The organism is Zhongshania borealis (genome assembly GCF_039539625.1).
GTDB lineage: Bacteria > Pseudomonadota > Gammaproteobacteria > Pseudomonadales > Spongiibacteraceae > Spongiibacter > Spongiibacter borealis.
In genome coordinates this window covers 250,201-275,792 of record NZ_BAABDM010000005.1, presented here as the reverse complement: position 1 = coordinate 275,792, position 25,592 = coordinate 250,201, and the positions used below count along the sequence as shown (strand labels likewise).

Here is a 25,592-nt window from a genome sequence, read left to right as displayed (position 1 = left end):
TAATCTCGTCTTGTTAAATAGCTCAAAACCGCCGGGGCTTTGATGTCCGCTTAAGTTCTTGTCCTTAAGCGAGGAGGCGTATTATATAGATCTCAGCCTCGGTAGCAAGTAGTTTTTTAAACTTTCTTACCACCCCAACCGCTTAAACAAATCGCGTCCCGCACCTCGGTGAAGTCCGCCTCAGCAGTTGAGGAGGCGCATTATAGACACGCCACATTAGGAGTCAACATACTTTGCTAAATAATTGAAAATACTTAGAAAACGCTTACATTCTAAACAATCTGCCTATTTATCACTCAAGCTGCACCTTTGCCACTGGTCATTCATTAGACGAAAAGCACAAACACGCCTAACAACAAAGCTATAGCGCCCTTTCAGCAATCCGGCGTATAGATAAATACACTTGCTATAGGCATAAAAAAAGCCACCGAATTGGTGGCTTTTTCTTTTGACTAAATAAATTTAGCCAAAGGGGTGACGCAACACAATAGTCTCAACACGATCAGGGCCGGTAGATATAATATCTATTGGCACACCGACGATCTCTTCGATACGACGAATATAGGCTCGCGCCGCCTCCGGCAGCTCTTCGAGCGACTTAGCGCCGACCGTAGACTCAGGCCAACCTGCGATATCTTCGTAAATGGGCGTGATAGTGTCATAGTCTTCACAATCAAACGGTGCCGCAATCGATTCGCCCGCCGGATTTTTATAATCTACACACATACGAATGGTTTCTAGCCCATCCAGCACATCCAGTTTGGTCAAACACAGACCCGTCACACTATTAATGCGCACGGCCTGGCGCAAGGCCACACCATCAAACCAGCCACAGCGACGCGGCCGACCAGTAGTCGCACCAAACTCGTGACCCTTCTTCGCCAAATAAGCACCGGTATCGTCAAATAGCTCGGTTGGGAAAGGACCACTACCAACACGCGTGGTATACGCCTTGGTAATACCCAGAACGTAATCCAAATAAAGCGGACCAAAGCCACTCCCCGTCGCCGTACCACCAGCAGTAGTATTCGACGAGGTTACATAGGGATAGGTACCGTGATCAATATCTAACAGCGAGCCTTGCGCACCCTCAAACAATATATTGGCACCCTCTGCCCGGTACTTATGTAAAGCACTCGTTACATCAGTCACCATTGACCGCATTTCTTCGGCCATGCGCAGCGCATCATCAAGAGTCTTCTGGTAATCAACCGCCGGTACTTTGTAGTATTCCGTCAGCATAAAGTTATGATATTCCATCACTTCTTTTAGCTTCACAGCAAAGCGCTCGGCATTATATAGGTCACCAAGGCGCAGTCCGCGACGGGCAACTTTATCCTCATAGGCTGGACCAATGCCACGCCCGGTCGTGCCGATTTTCGCTTCACCACGCGCCGCCTCACGCGCCACATCAAGAGCAACATGGTAAGGCAGGATTAACGGGCAAGCGGGACTAAGGCGCAGACGCTCACGCACCGGCACACCTTTATCTTCAAGCTCAGCCATCTCTTTTAATAGAGCATCTGGCGCCAATACCACACCATTGCCAATAAGGCAGGTAACACCTTCGCGCAGGATACCTGACGGAATTAGGTGTAATACGGTCTTTTCACCACCGATAACCAAGGTATGACCAGCATTATGGCCGCCTTGAAACCGCGCGACAGCTGCCGCCTGGTCGGTAAGCAAATCGACGATTTTACCCTTGCCCTCGTCGCCCCACTGGGTGCCTAGCACCACTACATTCTTGCTCATATCCGCTTCTCTGGATAAAGGTTAGTCAACTGACCCACAATACGTCGGCCTAAACTCATAATGGTGTAAGGCACCATTGTCCATCTTGCTTCCCAACCAATCGGTCACATGTCGCATCGACATTTTGACCCGGCAGACCGCAAATCACCCGCTCACCAGCATCGCGCAACGACTGCACAAACAGCCATTGCTCTGGATCCTGATCATAGGGTGCAAACACTGCCGACGGCTCTGCAACCGGCGACAATAATTCCAACAAGGCTTTAAGGTCAACACTGAATCCCGTAGCCGGACGAGCGCGACCAAATAACACGCCGATATCGTCGTAACGACCACCCAAAGCCAATGCATGACCGTGCTCACGAACCAACGCCGAGAACACCACACCAGTGTGGTAGTGAAGCCCGCGCAATTCAGCTAAATCAAAGTAAAACTTAATATCGTCAATGCGCAGCGCCAAGGCTTGCGTCAATACTTCTAGGCTCGAGATGGCCGCAATGGCATCAGGGATATCGGCGAATAATTCACGCCCCCGCGCCAGCACATCTTCACCACCGTGCAATTCATTCAATTCTAACAATTGCTTGGCAACATTTACCGAAACAGGCAATGCCGCAACAAATAATTTCAATTCAGTTTTTGCTTTGCGCTGCAAGATATCGAAATAACTCGCCTCTTGCTCGGCACTTAAGCCCGCCGCCTTCACAACCGCACGATAGATACCAACATGACCGGTATCCAAGGTAATGCCATCTAAGCCGGCAACTCGCAGCGTTTCTAGCATTAAGCAAATGATTTCTAAATCACTTGCCGGACTATTATCACCATACAATTCTGCGCCAAGCTGAATCGGCGAACGCGAAGCCAGGGGCTGCTTTGGCTTGCTGTGTAAAACACTTCCGGCATAGCACAAGCGCACCGGGCCTTCACGGCCCAAACTATGCGCATCTATTCGAGCCGCCTGCGGTGTTATGTCTGCCCGCAAACCCATCATCCGACCCGTTAGCTGATCGGTAACCCGGAAGGTCAGCAAATCTATGTCACTACCCAAGCCCACCAACAGGGACTCAGTGTACTCCAACATAGGTGGAATAATTAATTCGTAGCCCCAGCGCTTATACAAATCCAAAAGCTGACGACGCAAAGCCTCAACCTGAGCAGCTTGCGCAGGCAAAAGTTCCTCAACACCATCTGGGAGTAACCAACGATCTACCGAAGTCATACGTGTTTTTTGCTCTCTTTCTCAGCCATCAGACGCTAGCGCAACAAGCTTAATAAAATAAGCCCCGCCACCATACTCACTAAACCGGCAATACGCACAGATCGACTGTCCATATCCGCCATCCGGTATGCTAATAAACGCCAGCGCTCAGGACTGAGGAATGGCAGCACACCTTCAATAATAAGTACCATACTGAGTGCCACTGACAGTTCCTGCCACATGCGCTTTGCCTGCTACAAACATAAAAAATCCGCGCTGCCCGTAGGGGTTTAGACCTCGGTTCAGCCCGGATGCGTGGATCATACCACACTCCCCACCTAAGCGAGGAGCGAAACAAGACCGTTTACTTGTCGCTGCCCTGCTTTAGGTAGCGGAAAAACTCGCTCTTGCTATCAACCACCAGCAAATCACCTTTATTACTAAAGGAGGACTGGTAAGCACTGAGACTGCGTAAAAAGGCATAGAACTCAGGATCACGATTATAAGCGCTTGCGTAGGTACCAGAAGCTTCGGCATCACCTTCACCGCGCAATATCTCCGAATCCCTGTAGGCATTCGCACCAATAACCGTGCGCTGGCGATCAGCGGTAGCGCGGATTTTCTCCGCCAATTCGCGACCAGTCGAGCGGTGCTCGCGGGCTTCACGCTCACGCTCAGATTTCATCCGATCAAATACCGACTGACTCACCTGCGACGGCAGGTCAATACGCTTAACGCGAACGTCGACCAACTGAATACCAAATTCAGAGGTCGTAATCTGATTGAGGTCACGCGTTAAATCCGTCATCAACAGATCTCGCTCACCTGACACCACTTCATGAAAAGTGCGCTCACCAAATTTATTCCGCAAGCCAGTATTAATGCGCTGAGCCAACAAACCTTCGGCACGACCTTCCTCACCATTGGTGGCGGTGTAATACTTCTGGGTATCGATGACTTTCCATTTAGCGTAGAAATCCACATCCAACGGCTTTTTCTCTATCGTTAAAAACCGCTGAGTTGGCGCATCCAAGGTTAGAACACGACGTTCAAATTTACGCACCATATGCACAAACGGCGTTTTAATGTGCAGACCCACACTAATATCCGGGTCAACCACTTCACCAAACTTGAGCAATACAGCACGCTCAGTTTCACGCACGATATACAGCGAATTGAGGGCCAACACGACAAACCCAAGCAGCACTACAACAATTGTAAAATTACGTCCGCCCATGTTAACGACCCTCCCTGCGCGAGCTTTGACTATCTCGGCGTAATTGCTCGATAACCTTATCTGTTAATTGGCGCATATCTGGCTCAGTACCCACGGCTTGGCGGGTCACCGCAGACTTGTCCATTAATTTATCCAGTGGCAAATACATCATATTATTGCCTCCATCAACATCGACCATCACTTTAGTCGCATCGCTGTACATAGCCTCAAGTGCATCGATGTACAAACGCTCACGAGTTACTCTAGGCGCTTTACGATATTCATCATAGAGATTCACAAAACGCTGAGCTTCACCTTGCGCCCTAGCAACAACCTGCTCTTTATAGGCTTGCGCCTCTTCAAGTTGACGTTGAGCGGCACCGCGAGCCTCAGGAATAATACCGTTAGCATAAGCTTCCGCTTCATTTTTCAAGCGCTCACGATCTTCCTTCGCGCGAGTAACATCGTCAAATGCATCCTGCACCTGAGAGGGCGCCTGCGCATCCTCAATATTAACTTTGGCAACCAAAATACCGCTTTGATAAGTATCGAGGTAACCCTGAAGCCGCTGCTGAGTATCAATAGCAATTTGCTCTCGACCCTCGGTAATGACCTGGTCCATTTTCGAGCTGCCAACCACATGGCGTAGCGAACTCTCTAATGCATGTTCCAAGCTCAATTCAGGGCTTTTCACTTTAAGCAGAAAGTCAGCAGGACTAGAAACGGTATATTGGACAGACAATGCAACATCAACGATATTCTCGTCTTCTGTCAGCATCTGCCCCCTGCTGGCTATACCGCGCACTTTAGTCACATTGATCTTATTTACTTCGTCAACCAATGGGGGATTCCAGCGCAAACCGGGCATCACTGTTTCATGGTAAACACCAAGACGCAGCACCACTGCGCGCTCTTGCTGATCAACCTGATAAAAACCAAACAAACCCCAAACGACTACAGCAAGCACGGCAACAATGCCTAATGCGCCAGCACTGAGATGAAAATCATTTCCGCTATCGCCGCCGGATTTTTTTCCGCCAAAAAGACTGTTCAAGCGCTCCTGCAACTTTTTAAGAGCCTCATCTAAATCTGGCGGTCCTTGGTTATTGCCACCCCAAGGATCATTATCTTTACCGCCACCCGGTTCATTCCAGGCCATAGCCCTCTCCTATCAATTGTCGTTATGTTTCGCTATTTTAAACGCCGCAGCCCTTTTAACTGCGGCGGAACTCCCCACGACATCACGATTCTGTCCGGCGGGCAGTCTAGCAGAATTCTTCCCGCATGCTAACCGGACGACTCGAGTCTAACGAAGCTTCTGTGATTGCTTCAGCTGCGAGTAACCGCTGCCAATCTGCCTCGGGCAACCGTATTTTTAGGCGCTGCGAACCGTCGTCGTTCAGGTCTTCGATTAACACCGCTTCCAGACTATACAAACGAGCGCGCAAACGCCCCTGCCCGGCCGTTAATGTAATACTGGTTTCGCAAATTTCATTACCGAGCAATTCGCTTAACGCCTGATAAAACAGGCCAAGCCCTTGATCATCCCTCGCCGACAGCCACACCCGCACCGGTTTACCAAGGTCATCACGCTCTATACGCGGCTCACCAGCAATCAGGTCTAATTTATTGTAAACCTCAAGAATGGGAATATCGGCGGCATTAATCTCGGTAAGGACATTCATCACCTGCTTCATATTGTCATGGCGCTCTGGGTCCGCGCAGTCAACAACATGAATCAGCAAATCAGCAATAACGGCTTCTTCTAATGTCGCCCGAAACGCTTCAACCAGCTTGTGCGGCAGATGACGAATAAAACCTACGGTATCGGCCAATATTACCGGGCCGACATCATCTACCGTAATACGGCGCACCGTTGGATCCAGGGTCGCAAACAATTGATCAGCCGCATAGACGGTAGACGTTGTCAGCACATTAAACAGCGTCGACTTACCGGCATTGGTATAACCCACTAGCGATAACGCCGGAATTTCGGCTCGCCGCCGCGCACGCCGCGCTTGCTCGCGCTGCCGCCGCACTTTTTGCAAACGCGACTGAATTGCGGTGATACGCGCCCTGAGTAAACGCCGGTCGGTCTCCAACTGACTTTCACCTGGACCACGCAAACCAATACCACCCTTTTGCCGCTCCAAATGCGTCCAACCTCGGACCAAACGCGTGGACATATGCTGAAGCTGAGCGAGCTCAACCTGCAATTTACCTTCGTGGGTATGGGCGCGCTGCGCAAAGATATCGAGAATTAAGCCAGTGCGATCGAGCACACGACACTGTAATTCGCGTTCGATATTACGCTCTTGGCTTGGTGATAAGGAATGGTTGAAGAGCACCAATTCACCTTCATTGGTGATCAGTGCTTCACGAATTTCTTCGAGCTTGCCAGTACCCACAAATAAACGGGCATCTGGACGTTTACGAGACCCGGTAATAAATGCAACTGGGTCACCACCTGCGGAGGTAACCAGCTGCACAAATTCATTAGAGTCTTCGCGCTCGTCTTCACTGTGAAAATCCAGGTGCACCAGTATTGCGCGTTCACCAGAATTAGGTCTTTCAAATAGCAAGGACGAACCTCAAATCAACAAAATCGCCGTTATTATGCGTCTTCTTGTTCTTCGTCGTCTTCTGGCGGATGCGCCATAGGCAAACGAACAACACGCGACGGAACCACGGTAGAAATGGCATGTTTATAGACCATTTGACTAACCGTATTTTTTAGCAAAACAACAAATTGGTCAAAGGACTCAATTTGGCCCTGCAACTTAATGCCATTAACCAAATAGATAGAAACCGGAATACGCTCCTTGCGAAGAATATTCAGGTAAGGGTCTTGTAAGGTATGCCCTTTTGACATGGTGTAACCTCCTATATGCCCAAATCGGGCGTTGATAAAACGTATCAATAAGCAGTAATAAGATCGCAAACCCAACAACAAGTTCGCAAACAGACTGGGTAGGCTGCAGTATACCTAAGTTATAGCAGTTCGGCAGCGCCAGAATGCTCTAACACGAAATTTAGTTGCGAATCAATGTCGCCACCGGTTTCCAGCCATTGCAATTCCGGCCAGCCACGCAACCAAGTTAATTGGCGCTTAGCCAATTGCCGGGTAGCAATCAACGCCCGCTCAAACGCCTCATCTAAGGAGTAGTCACCACGTAAATGCTCCCAAACCTGACGATAGCCCACAGCGCGAATTGCCGGCAAATTAGCATGCAAATCACCCCGCGCCATCAGACCAGCCACCTCGCCAACAAAATCTTGGGCAAACATCTGCCGCAACCGTTGCTCAATGCGCTGATGTAAAACCCCACGCTCTGGCGGTGCAATTGCAAACTGACGAACACGGTATGGCAAAACCTCTTCCACCTGCCGAGCCTGCCAGTCACTCATGGTCACACCGCTAATACGATAAACCTCTAACGCGCGCGACAAGCGTTGCGAGTGATTAGGATGAATCCGCTCAGCCGATTTTGGGTCCACTTCCGCGAGCAGTGCATGAACGGCTGGCCAACCTTCGCTTTCAGCGAGTCTATTAATTTCCGCCCTCACGCCCTGGTCTGCCTGCGGCATATCAGCCAAGCCCTCGAGCAAGGCCTTGTAATACAACATAGTCCCGCCAACCAGCAGCGGAATGCGACCCGCTGCCGCACTTTTCGCCATCGCCGCCAACGCGTCACGACGGAAGTTCGCCGCAGAATACACTTCACTGGGATCACAAATATCAATTAACTGATGAGGATAACGCGCCAAGGTCGCCGCGTCAGGTTTAGCGCTGCCAATATCCAAGCCGCGATAAACCAGTGCCGAATCAACGCTAATTAAGTCGCAGGGCAGTCGTTCACTCAACGCGAGCGCTAAATCCGTTTTGCCAGCGGCTGTCGGCCCCATTAAAAAAATAGCTATCGGTAGTGCTATTGAGCCATTCGCTGGATCAACGGCCACGAAGAAACCACTTATCCAACTCAGCCATGCCGACCTGCACCCATGTTGGCCGGCCATGATTACACTGACCACTGCGCTCAGTCGCTTCCATATCGCGCAACAGGCCATTCATCTCCGGCAAGGTCAGGCGGCGATTAGCCCGCACCGAGCCATGGCAGGCCATGGTCGATAATATTTCATTAATATGCGCCTGAATTCGGTCGGTACTGCCAAACTCCAATAGATCAGACAGCACATCTCGAACCAACTGCTCCACCGACGTATCCGCCAAGATAGCCGGCAGCTCCCGAACAATAATTGACTCGGCTGCGGCGCGCTCAATGCGCATTCCCAGTTCAGCAAAAACAGCTGCATACTGTTCAGCGCAATCCGCCTCGCGCTCACTCACCGCCAAATTCATCGGCACTAGCAAGGGCTGACTGCGAATACCTTCACCATCACGAGCGTTTTTCATTCGCTCATAGGTAATGCGTTCATGGGCGGCATGCATATCAACCAATACCAAGCCCTGCTGGCTTTCCGCCAGAATATAAACTCCTTTTAATTGAGCAAGAGCATAACCCAACGGCGGAGGCGCGCTCGCATCAACCTCAGCACCACCATTTTGATTTTCCTGTAACCGCTGATAATTTGCTTGCTGATCAGCCACCCCCGCAGTGTATTGGGGCTGATATTGACTACCATACTGCGGCTGAAACGAACTCGGGGCGGCATTAAACGAGGTCGGCGGCGCAGCAGAACCAGCCTCACCTAAGGGCATGGCCGACTGGGTTTGCGGCATTGCCATCAGCGTCTCGGCACCCTCTGCAGGAATAGCAGCTTGCTGAGGCACGGTATCCGGCCGCACATCGGCGAGCACCTTATGCAATGTACGGAAAATAAAATCGTGGACCGTACGTCCATCGCGGAAACGCACCTCATGCTTAGTCGGATGCACGTTCACATCAACAGCAGCGGGCGCCAACTCCAAATACAGTACAAAAGCGGGATGACGACCGTGAAAGAGCACATCGCGATAAGCCTGGCGTACGGCATGCACCACTAGGCGGTCACGCACATAACGCCCGTTCACATAAAAATGCTGTAAATCAGCCTGACTACGGGAAAAACTTGGCAGTGCCACCCAACCCCACAACCGCAGCCCAACGGCTTCGCGGTCGATAAATAAAGCCTGTTCCATAAAAGCGGGGCCACAAACAGCCGCCAACCGTCGCTCTTGCTCTAACTGACTATCGGCTGGCTTTAAACTGTGCACAGCCCGGCCGTTGTGGCGCAACGAAAAACCAACATCGTAGCGACTCAAAGCCTGACGCTTAACCACTTCTTCCAAATGGTTAAACTCCGTTTTTTCAGTACGTAAAAACTTACGCCGCGCGGGGGTATTAAAGAATAAATCCCGAACTTCTACCGTAGTTCCGCGAGGATGCCCTACCGGCGCCAACACGGTTTCCATATCTCGCCCTTCACTGCGCGCCGACCAACCTGAAACGCTTCCTTCTTGGGAGGTACTTAAACACAGTCGCGATACCGAGCTGATACTGGCTAGCGCTTCGCCACGAAAACCAAGACTGGCCACTGACTCCAAATCTTCCAGTACAGAGATTTTGCTGGTGGCATGGCGACTAAGTGCCAAGGGCAGATCATCCTCCGCAATACCTGCACCGTCATCACGGACCCGAATCAATTTAACGCCGCCCTCTTCAATATCTAATTCAATACGGCGGGCGCCTGCATCAAGGCTGTTTTCAAGGAGTTCTTTGACTACCGAGGCGGGACGTTCTACTACTTCCCCCGCGGCAATCTGGTTGGCCAAGCGAGGATCTAACAATCGAATTTTAGTCATTATGAAGCGGGAATCTTAATTTTTTGACCGACGCGGATACTACTCCCCGACAGTTGGTTATGGCGCTGAAGATCACTAAGGGGCACATTATAACGCTGGGCAATCCCAGATAAAGTGTCACCCCGGGCAATCGTATACTCACGAGCACTCGATGCAATACGCTGACCACCAGGAATATCGCCACGTTTAAGTGCAGCAAAGTAGGTATCCGGCGGCGGGCTTTCCCTAAAATAGCGATCAATGCCCTCAAAAATGGCCAAGGCCATACTACTCTGGTAGCTGCTACTTTTTAGTTTATTCGCTTCGCCCGGATTAGAAATAAAACCGGTTTCAACCAGAAGCGATGGGATATCCGGTGACTTCAGTACAGCAAAACCGGCTTGCTCTACACGCTTGCTATGCAAACGGGAAATTTTAGCCATTTCGCCCAAGAGCTGAGCGCCAACGCTCAAACTGGCATCAAGACTCGCCGTCATCGATAAATCGGTTAGCACCCCGGCCAAAACTTGATCTTTGTCCGACAAACTCACGCCACCCACTAAATCGGCGTCGTTCTCGCGCTGGGCCAAAATACGCGCTGAAGCGCTAGTTGCACCGCGCTTTGACAAGGCGTACACCGAGCTGCCATTAGCCTGTGGGTGCGTAAACGCATCTGCATGAATAGACACAAAGAAGTCGGCCTGCGCTTTGCGAGCAAGGTCTCGGCGCTTGGCCAAGCCCACATAATAGTCGCCGTTGCGAATCATCACTACGCGATAGCCTTTTTTGCGCTCAAAGCGCTCTTTAAGTCGCGAAGCAATCTGAAAGACCACATCTTTTTCTTTAACCCGCCCCGGCCCAATCGCGCCAGGGTCTTCACCACCGTGCCCGGCGTCTATCGCAATGACGACATCGCGCTGGGAACTGGTTTCAACACTCTTAATGACTTGAGCCTCAACGGTTTCGCCCTTATCCAAAAAGTCGACAACGAGACGATCGTGCAAATCACCACTGGCCGCCAGCAAAAAGCTACGCACCTGCACCTCGGCACTAAGATCAAACACAATTCGCAGGGCACCGCCGGGCTTATTGGCGTGACGCAGCCCCGTCACAGGACTGTTCGCAAACTGCAAATTTACAGTATCGGCAGCGAGTTTGGTGTTTTGAATATCAATCACTAGGCGATCAGGATTACTCAGGGTAATTAATTCGTGGGTAACCGGCCCACTTAAATCAAAAACTACGCGACTGTGGTCGGGCGCCCGCCAAAATCGAACGTCGCGAACTTCAGCCGCCTGCACCGCAGCGGCGAAACAAAGTAGGCAAGTCAGGACAACACTGTTAATCCGTTTCATATTTGCTCAATTGCGCCAAAATTTGCTGCCCACGCGGCGTTGCGCTGCGCGCGGCAAGAAGGCGACCGGTTCCCTGTGCTTCAATGCTAACCATTATATCGGCCAATGGCAAAACACCTACGCCGCGCTCTGGCCACTCGACCAAACAAACCGCATCATTGTCAAAATAATCACGAATACCCATATATTCCAGCTCTTCGGGGTCACCTAAGCGATACAGGTCAAAGTGATACACATTGACCCCGCCAGCCTGGTAGGGTTCAACAATGGTGTAAGTTGGGCTCTTTACAGCGCCAGCATGCCCAAATGACTGCAGTACGCCGCGACAGAAAGTGGTTTTACCAGCACCAAGATGGCCGCCAAGATATACCACTGCGCCGCCCCGCAAGGCGCTGCCCAGCAACTCGCCCGCGGCGACGGTATCGACTTCGCCATCAAGATAACGCTGCATACCCGTTTATTACACTCCGCAATTGCTCAATTACATCACTCGCTAACATACCGCGTTCGCCCGCCCGAGCGGCAATATCTGCCGCTTCTGCGTGCACACAGGCGCCCAGACACACGGCTCGCTCTGGCGACAAGCCTTGGGCCACAAATGCACCAATAACACCAGATAACACATCACCCATACCGCCGCTCGCCATACCGGGGTTACCGCCACTGCACAAATACAAACTGGAGTCTGCCGCGATGACTGTACCGCTGCCCTTTAACAGAACGCTCGCAGTAAAACGATCAGCCATCACTGTAGCGGCCGCAAAGCGATCGGCCTGCAGAGCCGCGGTGCTGCACGCCATCAATCTCGCAGCCTCACCTGGATGAGGTGTGAGTATACGTGGCCCACGATGAGAAAGCAGGAGCTGCGGTTCACTCGCAATAATATTTAAAGCATCGGCATCAAAAAGCATGGGCTTGTTGGCGGCCAATGCCGCCGCCAACATTTCTCGTCCCCAGGCTTGCTGACCTAAGCCCGGACCGATCACAACCACCGTTGCCCTAATTAAGAGAGACTGTAAATCTTGCGCCGTATTCACGCCATGCGCCATTAACTCTGGTCGCGCGGCAAGCAATGCTGCGACGTGCTCCGGCCGCGTAGCACAAGACACCAAACCCGCACCGCTGCGCGCAGCCGCACTAGCCGCCAACAGCGCCGCCCCAGCCATACCGTAATCACCTCCCACCACCAGAACATGACCCGCTACGCCCTTATGGGCATTGCGGGGTCGAGCCCCCCACGCCGCCAGCATCGCTCCGACGCTTAAATGGCCCACAGCGCCACCTAACTGCTCTTCCGCCAACTGGCCATATATAGCTCGGGGAATCGCTAAACTGGCAAAATGAAGGACTCCCACACACTCAAGGGCATCCAAAGTAAATAGGCCACGCTTTAAACCGATAAAGCTCAGCGTTTCATCCGCCTTAATCGTAATTCCCAAAATCCGGCCACTATCACTGCAAAGGCCGGAGGGTATATCAATCGCCAACACCGGTACCGCCGAGCTATTAACAGCCAGAATTGCGGCCGCATAATGCTCACGAACCTCGCCTTGTAAACCTATGCCGAGCATGGCATCAACTACAACGCTACCAGGCTCAGGCCGCTCACCTTGCCACGGCAAAATTGCCACCCCCGCGCCTCGCGCCCATTGAGCCGCGAGCGCGGCATCGCCGCTAAGCAATTCTGGCGAAGCCAGCGCCCATACTCGAACAGGGAGCCCGGCCTCTGCGGCCAAGGCCGCAACCACATAGCCATCACCGCCGTTGTTACCGCCACCGCAAAACACCTCAAGGGGCGAGTGATCTGGCCAGCGCTGCTGCACGCAGTCAAAAGCCGTCTGCCCTGCACGCCTCATCAACTCGAAACCGGCAATACCACTGGCGATAGCCAAACGGTCTAACTCCCGAACCTGCGCAGCGGTATATAAAACTTGATCTACAGCAATGGCCGTGCTTAAGGATGGTGGTGGCAGCGACATATTCTGACGTCTCGGATGTATAAATATCGTCCTATCATAACGCGCAAACCAGCACGGGCAATATTACCCGACTAGCCCGCCCGACATACTCTAGTGACCACCACCAAATCGAGACTAGAACGAGCCTGCGCCAATGCTACTCAAGGAATCACGAATTGCGAGTTCCTGCGACGCCACCTTTGTGAATAGACCACCGACAGCCTGATGCGCCACGTACTCTGCCAACTGATCCTTAGCCACATGCGGCGCAGTAGTATTGGCGTCGGCATCTGGCTGAAGAGCAGTGTTGTGCTGGGTTTTCAGCAAATCACCGTACAAACTTATAGCACCATCGGCCTGCAAGCTTTGACTTACTGCGGGCAACAGCGCCTGCTTAATTGCCGCACCGCCTTCAGCCATTAGCAACTCAGTCGCGGCGCTACGCGGAGAATGTAAAAGTCTTTGCAAGGTATCGGCATCCATATTGGCAACCATGTTTTTTAGGATTGGCCCAGCCACCGGGATCGCATTTTCCGCGGCTCGGTTCATCAAGGTCTCGAGCAATGCAGCTTGGGGGTTGTCATTAAAATCCCGCGCTACATCAATCACCAAACCCAGCGGCGGCGGCAGCAGAATACGCACCAAGGGATCATCTAAAAAGCCGCCCTTAACCGCCAACTGCCCTACCACTAGGTCAATACCTGCGATCAGCTTCTGAGCAAATTTATTAGCCAGCATTTGCTGAAATTTAGTTTGAGCAGTTAAGGACATATTATCGAACATCGACGCACAGCCAGACGTCAGGAGCATTACCAACACAAGGGCAATTACACGCAATTAGAAAATACCTGATAGTGAAGCTACTAAGGGAATGCCGAACCGGCGGCGCATTCTAGCACGAACTTCAACACCCAGAAGTAGCTATTCGACGCGCAAACACAAATAATAACAACGGCGGAAATACCGATGAACCGTGCACCTTAGACCTATAGCGTACACTATCAATGGTGACGACATACACTGCCTCAGCTAGCGTGTAAAATACCCCAAACCACAGTGCGCAAACAAACACGGGCAGTTTAATGACACCAACCTCCGCCGACCTCGGTCAACTAGCGCAACACATTAAAGACTGGGGCCTAGAATTCGGTTTTGCTCATATTGGCATTAGTCCTGCTAGTAATGCAGCACACGCCCAACGCCTGCGCGAGTGGCTCGACAAACAATACCATGGCGACATGGGTTATATGGCTGAGCGCGAAGGTCTGCGCGCTGCACCAGATGAGTTACACGCCGGCACAATACGCGTCATCAGCGCCCGCCTGGATTACCTGCCCAACGCCGAAAATATGGCAGCGGTACTCGACGATCCCAAAAAAGCCTACATCTCTCGCTATGCCCTAGGTCGCGACTACCACAAACTCATTCGTAAACGCCTTAGCCAACTCGCTGAAAAAATAAGCGGCATCGCTGGCGGCCATCACCGCGCCTTTGTCGACAGCGCGCCAGTACTGGAACGGGGTTTTGCCGAACAAGCTGGGTTAGGCTGGATTGGTAAAAACAGCATGCTAATTAATAGCAAAGCGGGGTCATGGTTTTTCTTAGGAGAAATTTACACCGATTTGCCGCTGCCAGTAGACCCACCACAAGAAACCGGTCACTGCGGCAGCTGCCGCGCCTGTCTCGACGACTGCCCTACCGGCGCAATTGTAGCGCCCTACCAAGTCGATGCCAGGCGCTGCATCTCTTACTTAACCATTGAATTAAAGACCAGTATTCCAGAGGAATTGCGGCCACTAATGGGCAACCGCGTGTTCGGCTGCGATGACTGCCAACTGGTTTGCCCATGGAATAAATTTGCGGAAACCACCAGCGAAGCCGACTTTTCACCTCGGCACCAACTCGACAATAGCGATTTAATAGAATTGTTCTTATGGGACGAACAAACGTTTTTAAAAAATACCGAAGGGTCTGCCATTCGCCGCATAGGTTACCAGCGCTGGCTACGTAACCTAGCGGTAGGATTAGGAAACGCTCCTGCTAGCAAGGCTGCAATTAACGCCCTTGAGCAGCAGAGACCAAATGCAGAGAGCATAGCGCTTGAGCACATCGATTGGGCGTTAACGCAGCTACAAAAAAAAGCAGCGCGATAATCAGCGCTGCAATTTCATCAGACCTCGGCGCTGTCTTAGCGCCTTTCGCCTCCCATCAAGCGTTCAGCAGCTAAAACGGCCGCGAGTAATTCAACATCACACTCTCGCGCCCCTCACCTTCATCGTTGTAATTCAGGTTCAAAGCCACTCGCGCCTTTTCAATACTCAGCGCAGCACCAAGACTCACATCAGCAAAACTGTCACCGTCATTTACATAACTCGGTAAACGATAGCTCGTATAACCCAAGCTGGTATTGCGAACTTCAATGGTTTCATCAGCGTTTTTTTCCTCTGATACCGCAAAGGCCTCAGCATAGACACTAAAGCTTTCACTCACCGCGACATTGGCAAGCATACCCAGACGCAATTGGGCGCTAGCCCGGCTCTGCTCACCCCACTGATAATTCGACACCTCGCCACCTGATTCGGTAAAACCATCGACCTTGCTATTTAACCAACGTGCACCAATCGCGGGTGCTAAGCTCATTGTTTGTGAAGACAGCACGTTGTACGCCAGCTGACCATCTAAATGCCAGCCGTGACCATCGGTACCGCCGCTAGCCGTTATAGTCTGACCACCAAGGCTGAACTTACGATCGACATCACTGTAGTCGACCACATTCAAGCCAACACTCGCCTCAACCAACCAACGATCCTCACGATAATTTACAAGACCACTTACACCAACGCTGGTCGCAGCAAATTCACTGCGATCGGTATTGAGCTCGTGATCAGCCATGCTTATCGCGGCGCCCAAGCTCAAACCAGGCGAGACCGAGCGACTTAAACCAAGCGTTAAATGACGAGACTCTTGATCACCGCCGCTGGGCTCATCACCGCCAGCGCCACTCGCACTAATAAACAAGCGGTCACCCTCGGCTAACCAGCGGTTTTCGCGCATGACCTGCACCAAGCTTTGCTGCTGAGTCCGAGCAATACCCAACCCTAAGCTAGGCAACTGACCAATAGCCTGAGGCGCAAGAACCACATCGATCAAATAATCACCTGTAATTTCGCCAACCCGGCCGGTGGGGTGCACCCCATCATTAAACAATAATTTATCTGGATTTGGATTGGTGCCGTCAATGCCGTATACCGGATGCTCCACACAACCGGGGTTTGCGCCGCCGGGAGCTACACCGTCGTCAAAACACATATAGCGTTGATCAAAGTTCGCTAAGGGGCCATAGGCCGCATTAGTTCCATTGGCAAAACCATAGGACTCGGCATTATTGGACACAAACGTTATTAGGCCTGCAAGATCGACCGGAATAATATTCATACCGCTTAAATTCGCAAAGGTCTGTACTGCCTGATTAAATCCAGCAGCACCGGCCGATGCGGTAGCCGCGGCGGTAGGTGAGCTTAGATTTTGCGCCTGCAAGGCCGCCGTCTTGCCCAAATCAGGTAAATTACTCAGCATAATATAGTTCGCGCCGGCGGCATTTAAGGCTCCCACCCCGCCAACCAACCTTTGGGCTGCAGCAACAATCGTTGCCTCATTCATGGCAATGCCTTGTAAAAAATCATTTCCGCCGCCGTCTATCAAAACCAGAGCTTTTGGCGAAACGGTCAAATTTGCAGTGGTAATCGTGTCGAGAATTTGCTGCGTGGTATAACCGCCAACCGCGTAGTTTGTACCGCCCGTATTCGACGGCTCAGTCGCCAAGTCTAATGCGTTTCCTAGGTATTGCGGCGCAATTTCAGCATAGTCGCCCGTTCTGTAATCCCCGTTACCATCGCCAAGGCGATTAGTGAAACGCAAGCCACCAAAAGTTCCGGAATCCAACAGGCTATCACCGAAGATAATGAGATTGTCATAGTAAGTTTGGGCTGAAACTTGGGTGCAACACAGCAGGCTTGCTGCGCACAAAGCAGTTAACTTTTTCATATAGGCTTCCCCTTATTATTATTTACAGACTAGCTGACAAATCGGTTTTTGCTAGCGCGCAGAAAAATTACTACGCCCTAAAAAAATTGATTTTGCAAACATGCCGTAAAACAATAAGGAAACCCTATGTTATCACCGCCAACAATATGGGTTTATACCTATAAAACACCCGCTTGTGGCCAGTAAATTACGAAAGGCGAATAAAGTGCTCACGGTAGTATTGAAGCTCAGCAATGGAATCACGAATATCATCTAACGCAAGATGAGTGCCGGATTTTTTAAGCCCCGTCATTAGCTCCGGGCGCCAGCGCCGCGCCAATTCTTTCACGCTACTCACGTCTAAATTGCGATAGTGGAAAAACGCTTCCAAGGCCGGCATTTCTCTGGCCATGAAGCGTCGGTCTTGGCAAATACTATTTCCACACATCGGCGAAGCGCCTTTTTCGACATGCTTGTCTAAAAAGGCGAGGGTCAAGCGTTCTGCCTCAGCAGCAGTTATACAAGTTTCTTGGACACGTTTAACGAGCCCAGATGCGCCGTGTTGCCGCGTATTCCACTCATCCATAGCCGCCAAGACTTCGTCTGGCTGGTGTATAGCCAGCATCGGCCCTTCCGCAATCACATTAAGATCACTGTCGGTCACCACAGTGGCGATTTCAATAATATGATCATTGAGAGTGTCTAAACCGGTCATTTCGAGGTCAATCCAAATGAGATTCTGTGCTTTAGCCATGCCGACGCCTTTAAAATATATAAATGAGGGAAGTGAATGCCTTGCAAACCGCGCAGTTCAGCGCTTGTAGCCAAGCAAAGCCAGAAATCATGCAGAAATACACAAGCTCTATCTCGCCGCAGTGTCGATTATATCAGCTCATGGGTTAAGATGGCGCTTCTCTCGCGAATGACGTGTCTATGACCAAACGCAAACTCAGCCGCCAGCAACGCTGGCGGATAGAAAAAGTTCAGGCCGAACGCACCGAGCGGGCCAGTAAGCGTGACAGCCGCGCCGACCAAGCACTGAATGAAGGTGAGCTCGGCCCAGAGCAAAGCGGGCTTATTGTCAGCCACTTTGGCCAGCAAGTTGAAGTGGAAGGCGATGGTGGCCAACGCCAACGCTGCCACGTACGTGCCCAAGTAGAGGGACTTGTCACCGGCGACCGCGTGACCTGGCACGAGGGCAAGCCCACCGGTGTAGTAGTTGCCTGCAATGAGCGGCGCAGTCTGCTACAGCGCCCAGACAATCACGGCAAACTCAAGCCAGTGGCTGCAAATATCGATCATATCGTGATCGTCATCGCCCCAGAACCACGCGCCCATGCCAACCTGATTGATCGGTATTTGGTCGCGGCCGAGGCCATTGGCATTCGCCCTATTTTGCTTTTGAATAAAACCGACTTGGTTAATGACGAGAACAGTGACTACCTAAACTCTATGCTCGCGCGGTACAAGGAGATTGGCTATCCCGTCACGCGCGCGTCAACCGAATCTGAGCATGGTCTCGATGAGCTAAAAAACACCCTGCGCGAGCATATAAGCGTATTCGTTGGTCAATCTGGGGTGGGTAAATCCTCGCTGGTAAATAGCCTGTTGCCCGGCACTGATACCCGTATTGGCGCGCTGTCTGAGGCTACCGCCAAAGGCCGTCACACCACAACCACGGCTAGGCTCTATCATTTCCCCGACGGCGGCAGCCTTATCGACTCCCCGGGTATAAGGGAGTTTGCCTTATGGAATATGGATCGTGAAAAAGTATTGGCTGGCTTTATTGAGTTCCGCCCCTTTCTTGGCCTATGCCGATTCCGTGACTGTAAGCACGAGCACGAACCGCGCTGCGCCCTATTGGCAGCCGAAGCGGAACATCAAATTCGCCCTGAGCGCATGAGCAGCTACCGGCAAATTATCGCCAGCCTTACCACTGACCAATAGATTAGCAATGAATAAAATGTTCTAAAAGTTGTCTCAACTTCACAAGCTCGCGTTCCACGCCAGCAGGAAAAGGCCTATTTACATCGCATCATCAAGGCCCCTGCTGATACAATCCATCAAAAATCGACGAACACGAATCCCATTATGAAAGACTGGCCATTACTTATTGAGGCGAGCCAACTCGCCGACTCACTACATGAACCCAAACTGCTGATTCTAGATACTAGCAGCGCCGACAATTACGCAAAACATCATGTGCCAGGCGCTGTTCACATCGCTCCCGCAGAGCTTCAGTGTGGCATCAAGCCCGCTGTTGGGAAGATGCCTGCGCCAGATCAACTGCAGCTGCTTTTTTCTAGGGTTGGCCTGACCGCCGACAAACACGTCATTGTTTATGACGACGAAGGTGGCGGCTGGGCTGGTCGCTTAATTTGGACTTTGGACGTTATTGGTCACCGCAACTACTCGTATTTAAACGGCGGCTTACAGGCCTGGTTGAGTGGCGGTCACCCCAGTGAAGATGTAGCAAATCTACCACCCCCAAGTGAAATCGATATTACTATCGACAGCACGCCAATTGCCGAAATAGAAGACTTTATTAATCTCTTAGGCAACAGCCAATTGGGGATTTGGGACGCCCGTTCGCCAGAGGAATACCGGGGCGAAAAAGTCCTTGCTCAGCGCGGCGGTCACATCCCCGGCGCCGTTAACCTAGATTGGCTGGAGTTGATCGACAACGGCAATGATATGCGCCTGAAAAATCTCAGTGCCCTACAGGCTCGACTCGATCACATAGGGCTCAGTGCTGACAAAACCATCATTACCCATTGCCAAACCCACCACCGCTCGGGTCTCAGTTATCTATTGATGAAAATTCTGGGCTATCCACACATCAAAGGCTATCACGGCTCCTGGGGTGAATGGGGCAACCGCGAGGACACACCTATCGAACTTGGCAGCACTCCCAGAGCCAGCGACCAACAACCGTAAATAGACTTTTAAAAGGAACACTGTGTGAACATCGCGTTTATTATTATGCAGTATCTGCTTCCGCAGCACTTACTATCTCGTCTCGTTGGCAAGTTGGCAGAGACCGAAGTACCTTGGTTAAAAGATCTGCTTATTAGCCGCTTTATAAGCCAATACCAGGTTGATATGAGCGAAGCTGCGGATCCAGATTATCGCAACTACAAAAACTTTAACGCCTTTTTTACGCGGGCATTAAAAGACAATGCTCGCCCAATTGCGCCCGGGCCTCAGGACATTGCCTGTCCAGCCGATGGTGCCATCAGCCAGCTTGGCAAAATTATTGACGGGCGGATTTTTCAAGCCAAAGGCCAAGATTACAGCCTGCTGCAATTACTCGGTGGCGATCGCGAGGCCGCGGCATTATTTGCCGGCGGCAGCTTTGCCACCGTGTACTTATCGCCCCGCGACTACCACCGCGTGCACATGCCATTAGCCGGCACACTGCAATCAATGAGCTATGTACCCGGCGCACTGTTCTCAGTGAATACCACCACGGCGGAGAATGTGCAGGGCTTATTTGCACGCAATGAGCGCGCGGTCTGTTTATTTGATACCGAAGCAGGCCCTATGGCCGTTATTTTAGTTGGCGCGCTCATTGTGGCAGGCATTGAAACCGTCTGGGACGGCCAAATTGCACCGCCACCCAGCGGTATAAAAACCACAGACTATCGCAAGGGCGCGAGAGAGATACACCTCGAAAAAGGCGCTGAAATGGGCAGATTCAAACTCGGCTCTACTGCGATAGTGTTATTTGCCAAAGATCGCGCAGAGTGGGCAGAGAAATTTGCAGCAACTACGCCAACACGCCTCGGAGAAGTACTTGGCACGCTGAGGCCTGACGCCTGACGCAATCATACCCGTTCAAGCGGAAATGCGATCACCTCGTCGATACGCGCCGCCTGACATGCAATCATTACCAATCGATCAAAGCCAATCGCCACGCCAACGCATTCCGGCAAGTGCGGCATAGCCTTTAACAGATAGCGATCAATTGGCGGTAGGCATTGCCCAGCCACCCCTCGGCGCCGATGGTCATCACTGATGCGTCGCACCAGCTCAGCGGCATCGCGCAATTCATCATAGCCATTGGCCAATTCCATTCCAGCGTAAAAGGCTTCAAAACGACGCGCTACGGGGTAGCTATCCTCATTAACGCCAACTTTCGCCAAGGCAGCTTGCGTTTCTGGAAAATCAGCCACAAAGCAAATTTTTTCCGGGTCCAACGCTGGCTCTACCACCGACGACATTAATAACTGTAACCACAGATCGCGATCATCACTGTCGAAACTGAGGTCGAGGTGTTGACGCGCACAGTCTCGCAACGCCTCAATACTCGCTGAGTGAGGGTTAAGACCGCAGTGCTTCTCAAAAACCTGCTGGTAAGTCATTACCACCGTATCGCAATAGCCGCTGGCTAATCCGATCACGGCCGCCACCTCATCGATCAAATCCGCAAGGCTCAAACCCGGACGATACCACTCCAACATAGTAAACTCGGGATTATGACGGCGACCGCGCTCACCGCGGCGAAACGCTTTACAGATTTGATAAATCGGACCACTGCCTGCCGCAAGCAAACGTTTCATCGCAAACTCAGGTGAAGTTTGCAGATACAACTGCCCCTCACCAGACGGTGATTCGGCAGCAATAGCTTCAATATTGGGGTCGGTAACCGGTGCAGAGGCCAGCAGCGGCGTGTCTACTTCTAACACATCGCGAGCCTGAAAAAACTGCCTAACTTGACTGAGGAGCTGAGCGCGACGGCCCAAGGCCGTAAAATCGGCAGTGGGCCGCCATTCACTCACTTAGCTTTTAACTCGATTCTGATATTCGCCCGTGCGGGTATCGACCTTAATCACTTCGCCTTCGCTAAGGAATAAGGGCACTTTCACCACTGCACCAGTACTGAGGTATGCCGGCTTGGTACCGCCCTGTGCAGTATCACCCTTCACGCCGGGATCAGTCTCAACGATCAACAACTCTACAAAATTCGGTGGCGTTACAGACAATGGCGCACCGTTATACAAGGTCACCGTAACCACATCTTGCTCTTTCAGCCACTGCGAGGCATCGCCTACCGCTTTCGTGTCCGCCTGAACCTGTTCAAAAGATTCTGGGTCCATAAAGTGGTAAAATTCGCCGTCGTTGTAGAGATACTCCATACTTTGGTCAATAACATCAGCGCCTTCAAGTGACTCACCTGACTTAAAGGTACGCTCCCACACCCGACCGGAGTTGAGATTGCGCAGACGCACCCGATTAAAGGCCTGACCTTTACCGGGTTTAACAAATTCATTTTCCAGAATTGAACAGGGCTCGCCATCGAGCATTACTTTTAGCCCGTTGCGAAATTCGTTAGTAGAATAATTGGCCATGGTTCTCCTCAGCGGCTATGTCGTAAACCGTAGATTAAAAAGGCAGCAATGATACCCCTAATCACAACAATTTGGCAGACTGAAAGCTGGCAACGGCAAATGCAGCAGATGATTCGCGACCCCGGGCAGCTATTTAGCCGCCTAAATTTAGACCTCTCTGCTCGCCCCGGCCTAGCTGAAGCACTAGAGCAATTTCCGCTACGCGTCACCGAAGCCTTTGTCGCTAAAATGCAGGCGGGCGACTGGAACGACCCGCTACTATTGCAAGTATTGCCGCAAGCGCAGGAAACCAATTTGCATGCTGGCTTTGTCGATGACCCATTGGCAGAGCTAGAGGCCAACCCGGTACCGGGGTTAATTCATAAATACCACGGCCGGGTATTGTTAATCACCACCTCGGCTTGCGCGATTCACTGTCGCTACTGCTTCCGACGCAACTTTCCCTACAATGAAAACAATCCCAGCCAGAAGGACTGGCAGCAAGCGCTGGATTACATCGCCGCGCACCCAGAGATTCACGAGGTAATACTAAGCGGAGGCGACCCACTTGCGGCCAGTGATGACTATTTAGACCGTTTAATAAGTCGTATCGCCGATATCCCGCACGTTGAAACACTGCGCATTCACACACGGCTACCACTCGTATTACCCGCGCGCATTACTGCAGAATTGCTGACTGTATTGAGTAAACATCGCTTAACAACAGTAATGGTCATCCACTGCAATCACCCCAATGAGCTAGATCAAGCCAGCATCGACGCGCTTAACGCCCTCAATGACGCTAAAATCCAGCTATTGAATCAAACCGTTTTACTGCGCGGCATTAATGACAACGCCGAAACCTTAATTAAGTTAAGTCATCGACTGTTTGCTAGCCGCGTTTTGCCCTATTATTTGCATTTATTAGATAAAGTTAGAGGCGCTAGTCACTTTGACGTCGCTGAAGCACAGGCCCAAACCCTTATGCGCGACGTGCTGGCGAGCTTACCTGGATATTTAGTGCCGCGTTTAGTGCGGGAAGATCCTAAAGCAAGCAGTAAACGACCACTTGCGCTATTATGAATTAACGCGTAAAAACATAGACTTAATACACAAACCTCATAAGTGTGCTTTGAGACCGCCGGAATTAACGGGACATAATGAATAGTAGATCAAAACTCACACTGGTCTTACCCAAGTTTAACCGCGACACCCATAGTCAGTTCGCGCTCAACGCGAATGCGGTCAGCACTTGGCTAAGCAGCCTACCGCTAGCCAATCTTGGAGAGTCTACCCGTCAGCTATTCCAAGCGCTGTCAGAGCTTAGCCACACCTCCTGTAAAGCCAAAGACCGCTTTGAAATTCTCGAAAAAATTCGCCCACAAGTGCATTACGTCACCAAAGGGCTGTCTCAGCACTATTTAAACAAACCCATTATTCTTCCGGAAAAATCACAAAAAATAGTGCTACTCGCTGACACCTTAAACACTCAGCTTGCCACAGCGTACTGCCAAGCATTCCAAGGTTTTGAGGCCGAAAGCCGCTTACTAAAACCCAAAGACTCGATGGCCAGCTGCCTGCATCGCGCACTAAGCGAATACAGCTGTATATTATTACGCAGCCACCAGCTCTATCGCGCGAGTCATAGCGGCTTTTGGCTAACAATGCACGCAGTATACCAATGTGCGCTCAGCCTAAAGTTGAATAAAGCAAAGGTAAGCGACAAGCTTCTTGGCGATGGCACCGTTATACAGGCCTACTTACGACCGCTAATGCTTTCCTGCAGCAGAACTCACCAACTTCCTCAGCGCCATATTGAGGAAATTTTCAATGAACTCAATTACTGGACAGCATTTATCGAGTTGCGTGCCGACCGCCTGGAAAGCTGCGTACTACTCATTAATCCACTAGAAGACGCCCACCCTGTCTACCGCGAACTGATTCAGCGCGCACCAGCACCCGGCTGGTTAGGTATCGATACTAAGGTAATTTTAAGCCCGGGCGGCGCTATGTCCGACAGCGCACCGGCAAATAAATCAAAATCCAAGAGTGCGCTCCCCAAAACAATTATTGACCACTTGTCGGTTGCGTGGAGCGCAGCGACAGCACGTGCAGCAGAGCGCGTTCCCTGTAACGACCCCGTGCTCGTCACCCTTGGTATGAACGCAACACACTACTACGTTGCCAACCAGATAGAGTTCGATAGTTTTAAAATTGACCGAGATCAAGCCGAGTCTCGCCCCGATCCGTATTTAAAAGAGCCAAAGAAGGGTAATGATGCTTGGGGAAGCGCAGGCTTAGATACCCGTGACGTTGACAGTAATGTAACAGAACATCTCGACATCGATTATGACGAAATGCCAAGTCACATTGAGAATATCAGCTATAGCCTCCCATCAAATAATCACGCAAGCCCAAAACCGGACACCGCCTACCAATATTTACGCACCCGCATTCTCGATACCAGCAGCGCGGGCTACCGGCTCGAATGGCCAGAAACGGCTCAAGTCCGTATTCGTACCGGCGAGTTAATCGGCATAAAAGTGAATGATCACGATGGCTGGCGAATTGCCGTGGTACGCTGGATGCGCAGCGACGACAACCACCAGATTGGCATCGAGACCATCGCCTCCGCAGCCACTCCGTATAGCGTTAGGCTTGTTCATTCAGGGCTACCCGTGCAAGATTTCCAGCGCGCAATGTTACTGCCTGGAGGCCAATTCGCAAGTACTCCCCTGCTGCTACTGTCTAGTGTTACTGGCTTTGCTGAAGGACAAACCGTTGAGCTACTTCGACCCGGTCATGCTATGCGGGTAAAACTCGATAAAAAAATTGACAACTCCAACGCCTATAAACTATTCACATTCCAAGATATTTCTCGAACAAGCATTAAACTGGATGTATCAGACTCCGACCAAGGGAATAAAGGAGATTTCAATCAGCTTTGGGATATTTTATAAACCCGCAGCGAT

Annotated in this window: 23 protein-coding genes; 6 read left to right on the top strand and 17 right to left on the bottom strand. The window is 51.3% G+C overall.

What is annotated here, in order from left to right:
- Positions 1–462: 462 nt before the first annotated feature.
- The 13 genes from ABD836_RS14310 to ABD836_RS14250 form a co-directional block, all read right to left on the bottom strand.
- On the bottom strand, positions 463–1,755 hold the full coding sequence (locus tag ABD836_RS14310; protein WP_344937156.1) for an adenylosuccinate synthase: 1,293 nt from the start codon (positions 1,753–1,755) through the stop codon (positions 463–465).
- 55 nt (positions 1,756–1,810) lie between these two features.
- Entirely contained in the window at positions 1,811–2,977 is a 1,167-nt protein-coding gene (locus ABD836_RS14305; RefSeq protein ID WP_344937154.1) for an ATP phosphoribosyltransferase regulatory subunit, read from the bottom strand.
- Between the two features lie 35 nt (positions 2,978–3,012).
- Positions 3,013–3,198, bottom strand: a complete 186-nt coding sequence (locus ABD836_RS14300) for a DUF2065 domain-containing protein (protein ID WP_344937152.1) — start codon at positions 3,196–3,198, stop codon at positions 3,013–3,015.
- Between the two features lie 122 nt (positions 3,199–3,320).
- A complete protein-coding gene (gene hflC, locus ABD836_RS14295; protein ID WP_344937150.1) occupies positions 3,321–4,193 on the bottom strand; it encodes a protease modulator HflC in 873 nt (290 codons plus the stop codon).
- Between the two features lies 1 nt (position 4,194).
- On the bottom strand, positions 4,195–5,331 hold the full coding sequence (hflK, locus tag ABD836_RS14290) for an FtsH protease activity modulator HflK (protein WP_344937148.1): 1,137 nt from the start codon (positions 5,329–5,331) through the stop codon (positions 4,195–4,197).
- Positions 5,332–5,437: 106 nt separating this feature from the next.
- Positions 5,438–6,754, bottom strand: coding sequence for a ribosome rescue GTPase HflX (gene hflX, locus ABD836_RS14285; protein WP_344937146.1), 1,317 nt, complete (start codon positions 6,752–6,754; stop codon positions 5,438–5,440).
- 32 nt (positions 6,755–6,786) lie between these two features.
- Positions 6,787–7,044 (bottom strand): RNA chaperone Hfq, encoded by a 258-nt coding sequence (gene hfq / locus ABD836_RS14280; RefSeq protein ID WP_008250581.1) that lies wholly within the window; start codon positions 7,042–7,044, stop codon positions 6,787–6,789.
- Positions 7,045–7,163: 119 nt separating this feature from the next.
- Positions 7,164–8,078, bottom strand: coding sequence for a tRNA (adenosine(37)-N6)-dimethylallyltransferase MiaA (gene miaA, locus ABD836_RS14275; protein ID WP_344937169.1), 915 nt, complete (start codon positions 8,076–8,078; stop codon positions 7,164–7,166).
- Positions 8,079–8,121: 43 nt separating this feature from the next.
- Entirely contained in the window at positions 8,122–9,975 is a 1,854-nt protein-coding gene (mutL, locus tag ABD836_RS14270) for a DNA mismatch repair endonuclease MutL (RefSeq protein WP_344937142.1), read from the bottom strand.
- Positions 9,975–11,309: an N-acetylmuramoyl-L-alanine amidase gene (locus tag ABD836_RS14265; RefSeq protein WP_344937139.1), complete on the bottom strand. Its 1,335-nt coding sequence runs from the start codon at positions 11,307–11,309 to the stop codon at positions 9,975–9,977. Before ABD836_RS14265 ends, mutL begins: the two co-directional genes overlap by 1 nt.
- Positions 11,296–11,760 (bottom strand): tRNA (adenosine(37)-N6)-threonylcarbamoyltransferase complex ATPase subunit type 1 TsaE, encoded by a 465-nt coding sequence (gene tsaE / locus ABD836_RS14260; RefSeq protein WP_344937136.1) that lies wholly within the window; start codon positions 11,758–11,760, stop codon positions 11,296–11,298. The genes ABD836_RS14265 and tsaE overlap by 14 nt, the downstream gene beginning before the upstream one ends.
- Positions 11,744–13,288: an NAD(P)H-hydrate dehydratase gene (locus ABD836_RS14255; protein WP_344937134.1), complete on the bottom strand. Its 1,545-nt coding sequence runs from the start codon at positions 13,286–13,288 to the stop codon at positions 11,744–11,746. The genes tsaE and ABD836_RS14255 overlap by 17 nt, the downstream gene beginning before the upstream one ends.
- A 114-nt stretch (positions 13,289–13,402) precedes the next feature.
- Positions 13,403–14,104: a DUF4197 domain-containing protein gene (locus ABD836_RS14250; RefSeq protein ID WP_344937132.1), complete on the bottom strand. Its 702-nt coding sequence runs from the start codon at positions 14,102–14,104 to the stop codon at positions 13,403–13,405.
- Positions 14,105–14,349: 245 nt separating this feature from the next.
- Between ABD836_RS14250 and queG the strand changes: the two genes are divergently transcribed.
- Positions 14,350–15,420 carry a tRNA epoxyqueuosine(34) reductase QueG gene (queG, locus tag ABD836_RS14245; RefSeq protein WP_344937129.1) on the top strand — a complete coding sequence of 357 codons (1,071 nt, stop codon included), beginning with the start codon at positions 14,350–14,352 and terminating at the stop codon, positions 15,418–15,420.
- 70 nt (positions 15,421–15,490) lie between these two features.
- On the opposite strand, the gene ABD836_RS14240 is transcribed toward queG, so the two are convergent.
- Together ABD836_RS14240 and orn are read right to left on the bottom strand one after the other, a co-directional pair.
- Positions 15,491–17,311 carry an autotransporter domain-containing protein gene (locus ABD836_RS14240; protein ID WP_344937126.1) on the bottom strand — a complete coding sequence of 607 codons (1,821 nt, stop codon included), beginning with the start codon at positions 17,309–17,311 and terminating at the stop codon, positions 15,491–15,493.
- Between the two features lie 187 nt (positions 17,312–17,498).
- Positions 17,499–18,044 carry an oligoribonuclease gene (gene orn, locus ABD836_RS14235; RefSeq protein WP_344937124.1) on the bottom strand — a complete coding sequence of 182 codons (546 nt, stop codon included), beginning with the start codon at positions 18,042–18,044 and terminating at the stop codon, positions 17,499–17,501.
- 179 nt (positions 18,045–18,223) lie between these two features.
- Here orn and rsgA point away from each other — a divergent pair, with 179 nt between their 5' ends.
- From rsgA to asd, 3 genes are all read left to right on the top strand, one after another.
- Positions 18,224–19,237, top strand: a complete 1,014-nt coding sequence (gene rsgA, locus ABD836_RS14230) for a small ribosomal subunit biogenesis GTPase RsgA (RefSeq protein WP_344937122.1) — start codon at positions 18,224–18,226, stop codon at positions 19,235–19,237.
- A gap of 144 nt (positions 19,238–19,381) precedes the next feature.
- Positions 19,382–20,227: a sulfurtransferase gene (locus ABD836_RS14225; protein ID WP_344937120.1), complete on the top strand. Its 846-nt coding sequence runs from the start codon at positions 19,382–19,384 to the stop codon at positions 20,225–20,227.
- 24 nt (positions 20,228–20,251) lie between these two features.
- On the top strand, positions 20,252–21,112 hold the full coding sequence (gene asd, locus ABD836_RS14220; protein ID WP_344937117.1) for an archaetidylserine decarboxylase: 861 nt from the start codon (positions 20,252–20,254) through the stop codon (positions 21,110–21,112).
- A gap of 5 nt (positions 21,113–21,117) precedes the next feature.
- Here the strand turns inward: asd and epmA are convergent, their stop codons facing one another.
- Both epmA and efp read right to left on the bottom strand, forming a co-directional pair.
- On the bottom strand, positions 21,118–22,071 hold the full coding sequence (epmA, locus tag ABD836_RS14215; protein WP_344937114.1) for an EF-P lysine aminoacylase EpmA: 954 nt from the start codon (positions 22,069–22,071) through the stop codon (positions 21,118–21,120).
- A complete protein-coding gene (efp, locus tag ABD836_RS14210; protein WP_344937112.1) occupies positions 22,072–22,641 on the bottom strand; it encodes an elongation factor P in 570 nt (189 codons plus the stop codon).
- Between the two features lie 48 nt (positions 22,642–22,689).
- Between efp and epmB the strand changes: the two genes are divergently transcribed.
- Together epmB and ABD836_RS14200 are read left to right on the top strand one after the other, a co-directional pair.
- Positions 22,690–23,703 carry an EF-P beta-lysylation protein EpmB gene (epmB, locus tag ABD836_RS14205; protein ID WP_344937109.1) on the top strand — a complete coding sequence of 338 codons (1,014 nt, stop codon included), beginning with the start codon at positions 22,690–22,692 and terminating at the stop codon, positions 23,701–23,703.
- A gap of 77 nt (positions 23,704–23,780) precedes the next feature.
- Complete coding sequence (locus tag ABD836_RS14200; RefSeq protein ID WP_344937107.1) at positions 23,781–25,580, top strand: hypothetical protein; 1,800 nt, start codon at positions 23,781–23,783, stop codon at positions 25,578–25,580.
- The last annotated feature ends 12 nt before the right edge of the window (positions 25,581–25,592 follow it).

Coding starts and splice junctions, on each gene's coding strand:
- ABD836_RS14310 (WP_344937156.1), bottom strand. CDS start 1,755: ATGAGCAAGAATGTAGTGGTGCTAGGCACCCAGTGGGGCGACGAGGGC.
- ABD836_RS14305 (WP_344937154.1), bottom strand. CDS start 2,977: ATGACTTCGGTAGATCGTTGGTTACTCCCAGATGGTGTTGAGGAACTT.
- ABD836_RS14300 (WP_344937152.1), bottom strand. CDS start 3,198: ATGTGGCAGGAACTGTCAGTGGCACTCAGTATGGTACTTATTATTGAA.
- hflC (WP_344937150.1), bottom strand. CDS start 4,193: ATGGGCGGACGTAATTTTACAATTGTTGTAGTGCTGCTTGGGTTTGTC.
- hflK (WP_344937148.1), bottom strand. CDS start 5,331: ATGGCCTGGAATGAACCGGGTGGCGGTAAAGATAATGATCCTTGGGGT.
- hfq (WP_008250581.1), bottom strand. CDS start 7,044: ATGTCAAAAGGGCATACCTTACAAGACCCTTACCTGAATATTCTTCGC.
- miaA (WP_344937169.1), bottom strand. CDS start 8,078: ATGGGGCCGACAGCCGCTGGCAAAACGGATTTAGCGCTCGCGTTGAGT.
- mutL (WP_344937142.1), bottom strand. CDS start 9,975: ATGACTAAAATTCGATTGTTAGATCCTCGCTTGGCCAACCAGATTGCC.
- ABD836_RS14265 (WP_344937139.1), bottom strand. CDS start 11,309: ATGAAACGGATTAACAGTGTTGTCCTGACTTGCCTACTTTGTTTCGCC.
- tsaE (WP_344937136.1), bottom strand. CDS start 11,760: ATGCAGCGTTATCTTGATGGCGAAGTCGATACCGTCGCCGCGGGCGAG.
- ABD836_RS14255 (WP_344937134.1), bottom strand. CDS start 13,288: ATGTCGCTGCCACCACCATCCTTAAGCACGGCCATTGCTGTAGATCAA.
- queG (WP_344937129.1), top strand. CDS start 14,350: ATGACACCAACCTCCGCCGACCTCGGTCAACTAGCGCAACACATTAAA.
- ABD836_RS14240 (WP_344937126.1), bottom strand. CDS start 17,311: ATGAAAAAGTTAACTGCTTTGTGCGCAGCAAGCCTGCTGTGTTGCACC.
- orn (WP_344937124.1), bottom strand. CDS start 18,044: ATGGCTAAAGCACAGAATCTCATTTGGATTGACCTCGAAATGACCGGT.
- rsgA (WP_344937122.1), top strand. CDS start 18,224: ATGACCAAACGCAAACTCAGCCGCCAGCAACGCTGGCGGATAGAAAAA.
- ABD836_RS14225 (WP_344937120.1), top strand. CDS start 19,382: ATGAAAGACTGGCCATTACTTATTGAGGCGAGCCAACTCGCCGACTCA.
- efp (WP_344937112.1), bottom strand. CDS start 22,641: ATGGCCAATTATTCTACTAACGAATTTCGCAACGGGCTAAAAGTAATG.
- epmB (WP_344937109.1), top strand. CDS start 22,690: ATGATACCCCTAATCACAACAATTTGGCAGACTGAAAGCTGGCAACGG.
- ABD836_RS14200 (WP_344937107.1), top strand. CDS start 23,781: ATGAATAGTAGATCAAAACTCACACTGGTCTTACCCAAGTTTAACCGC.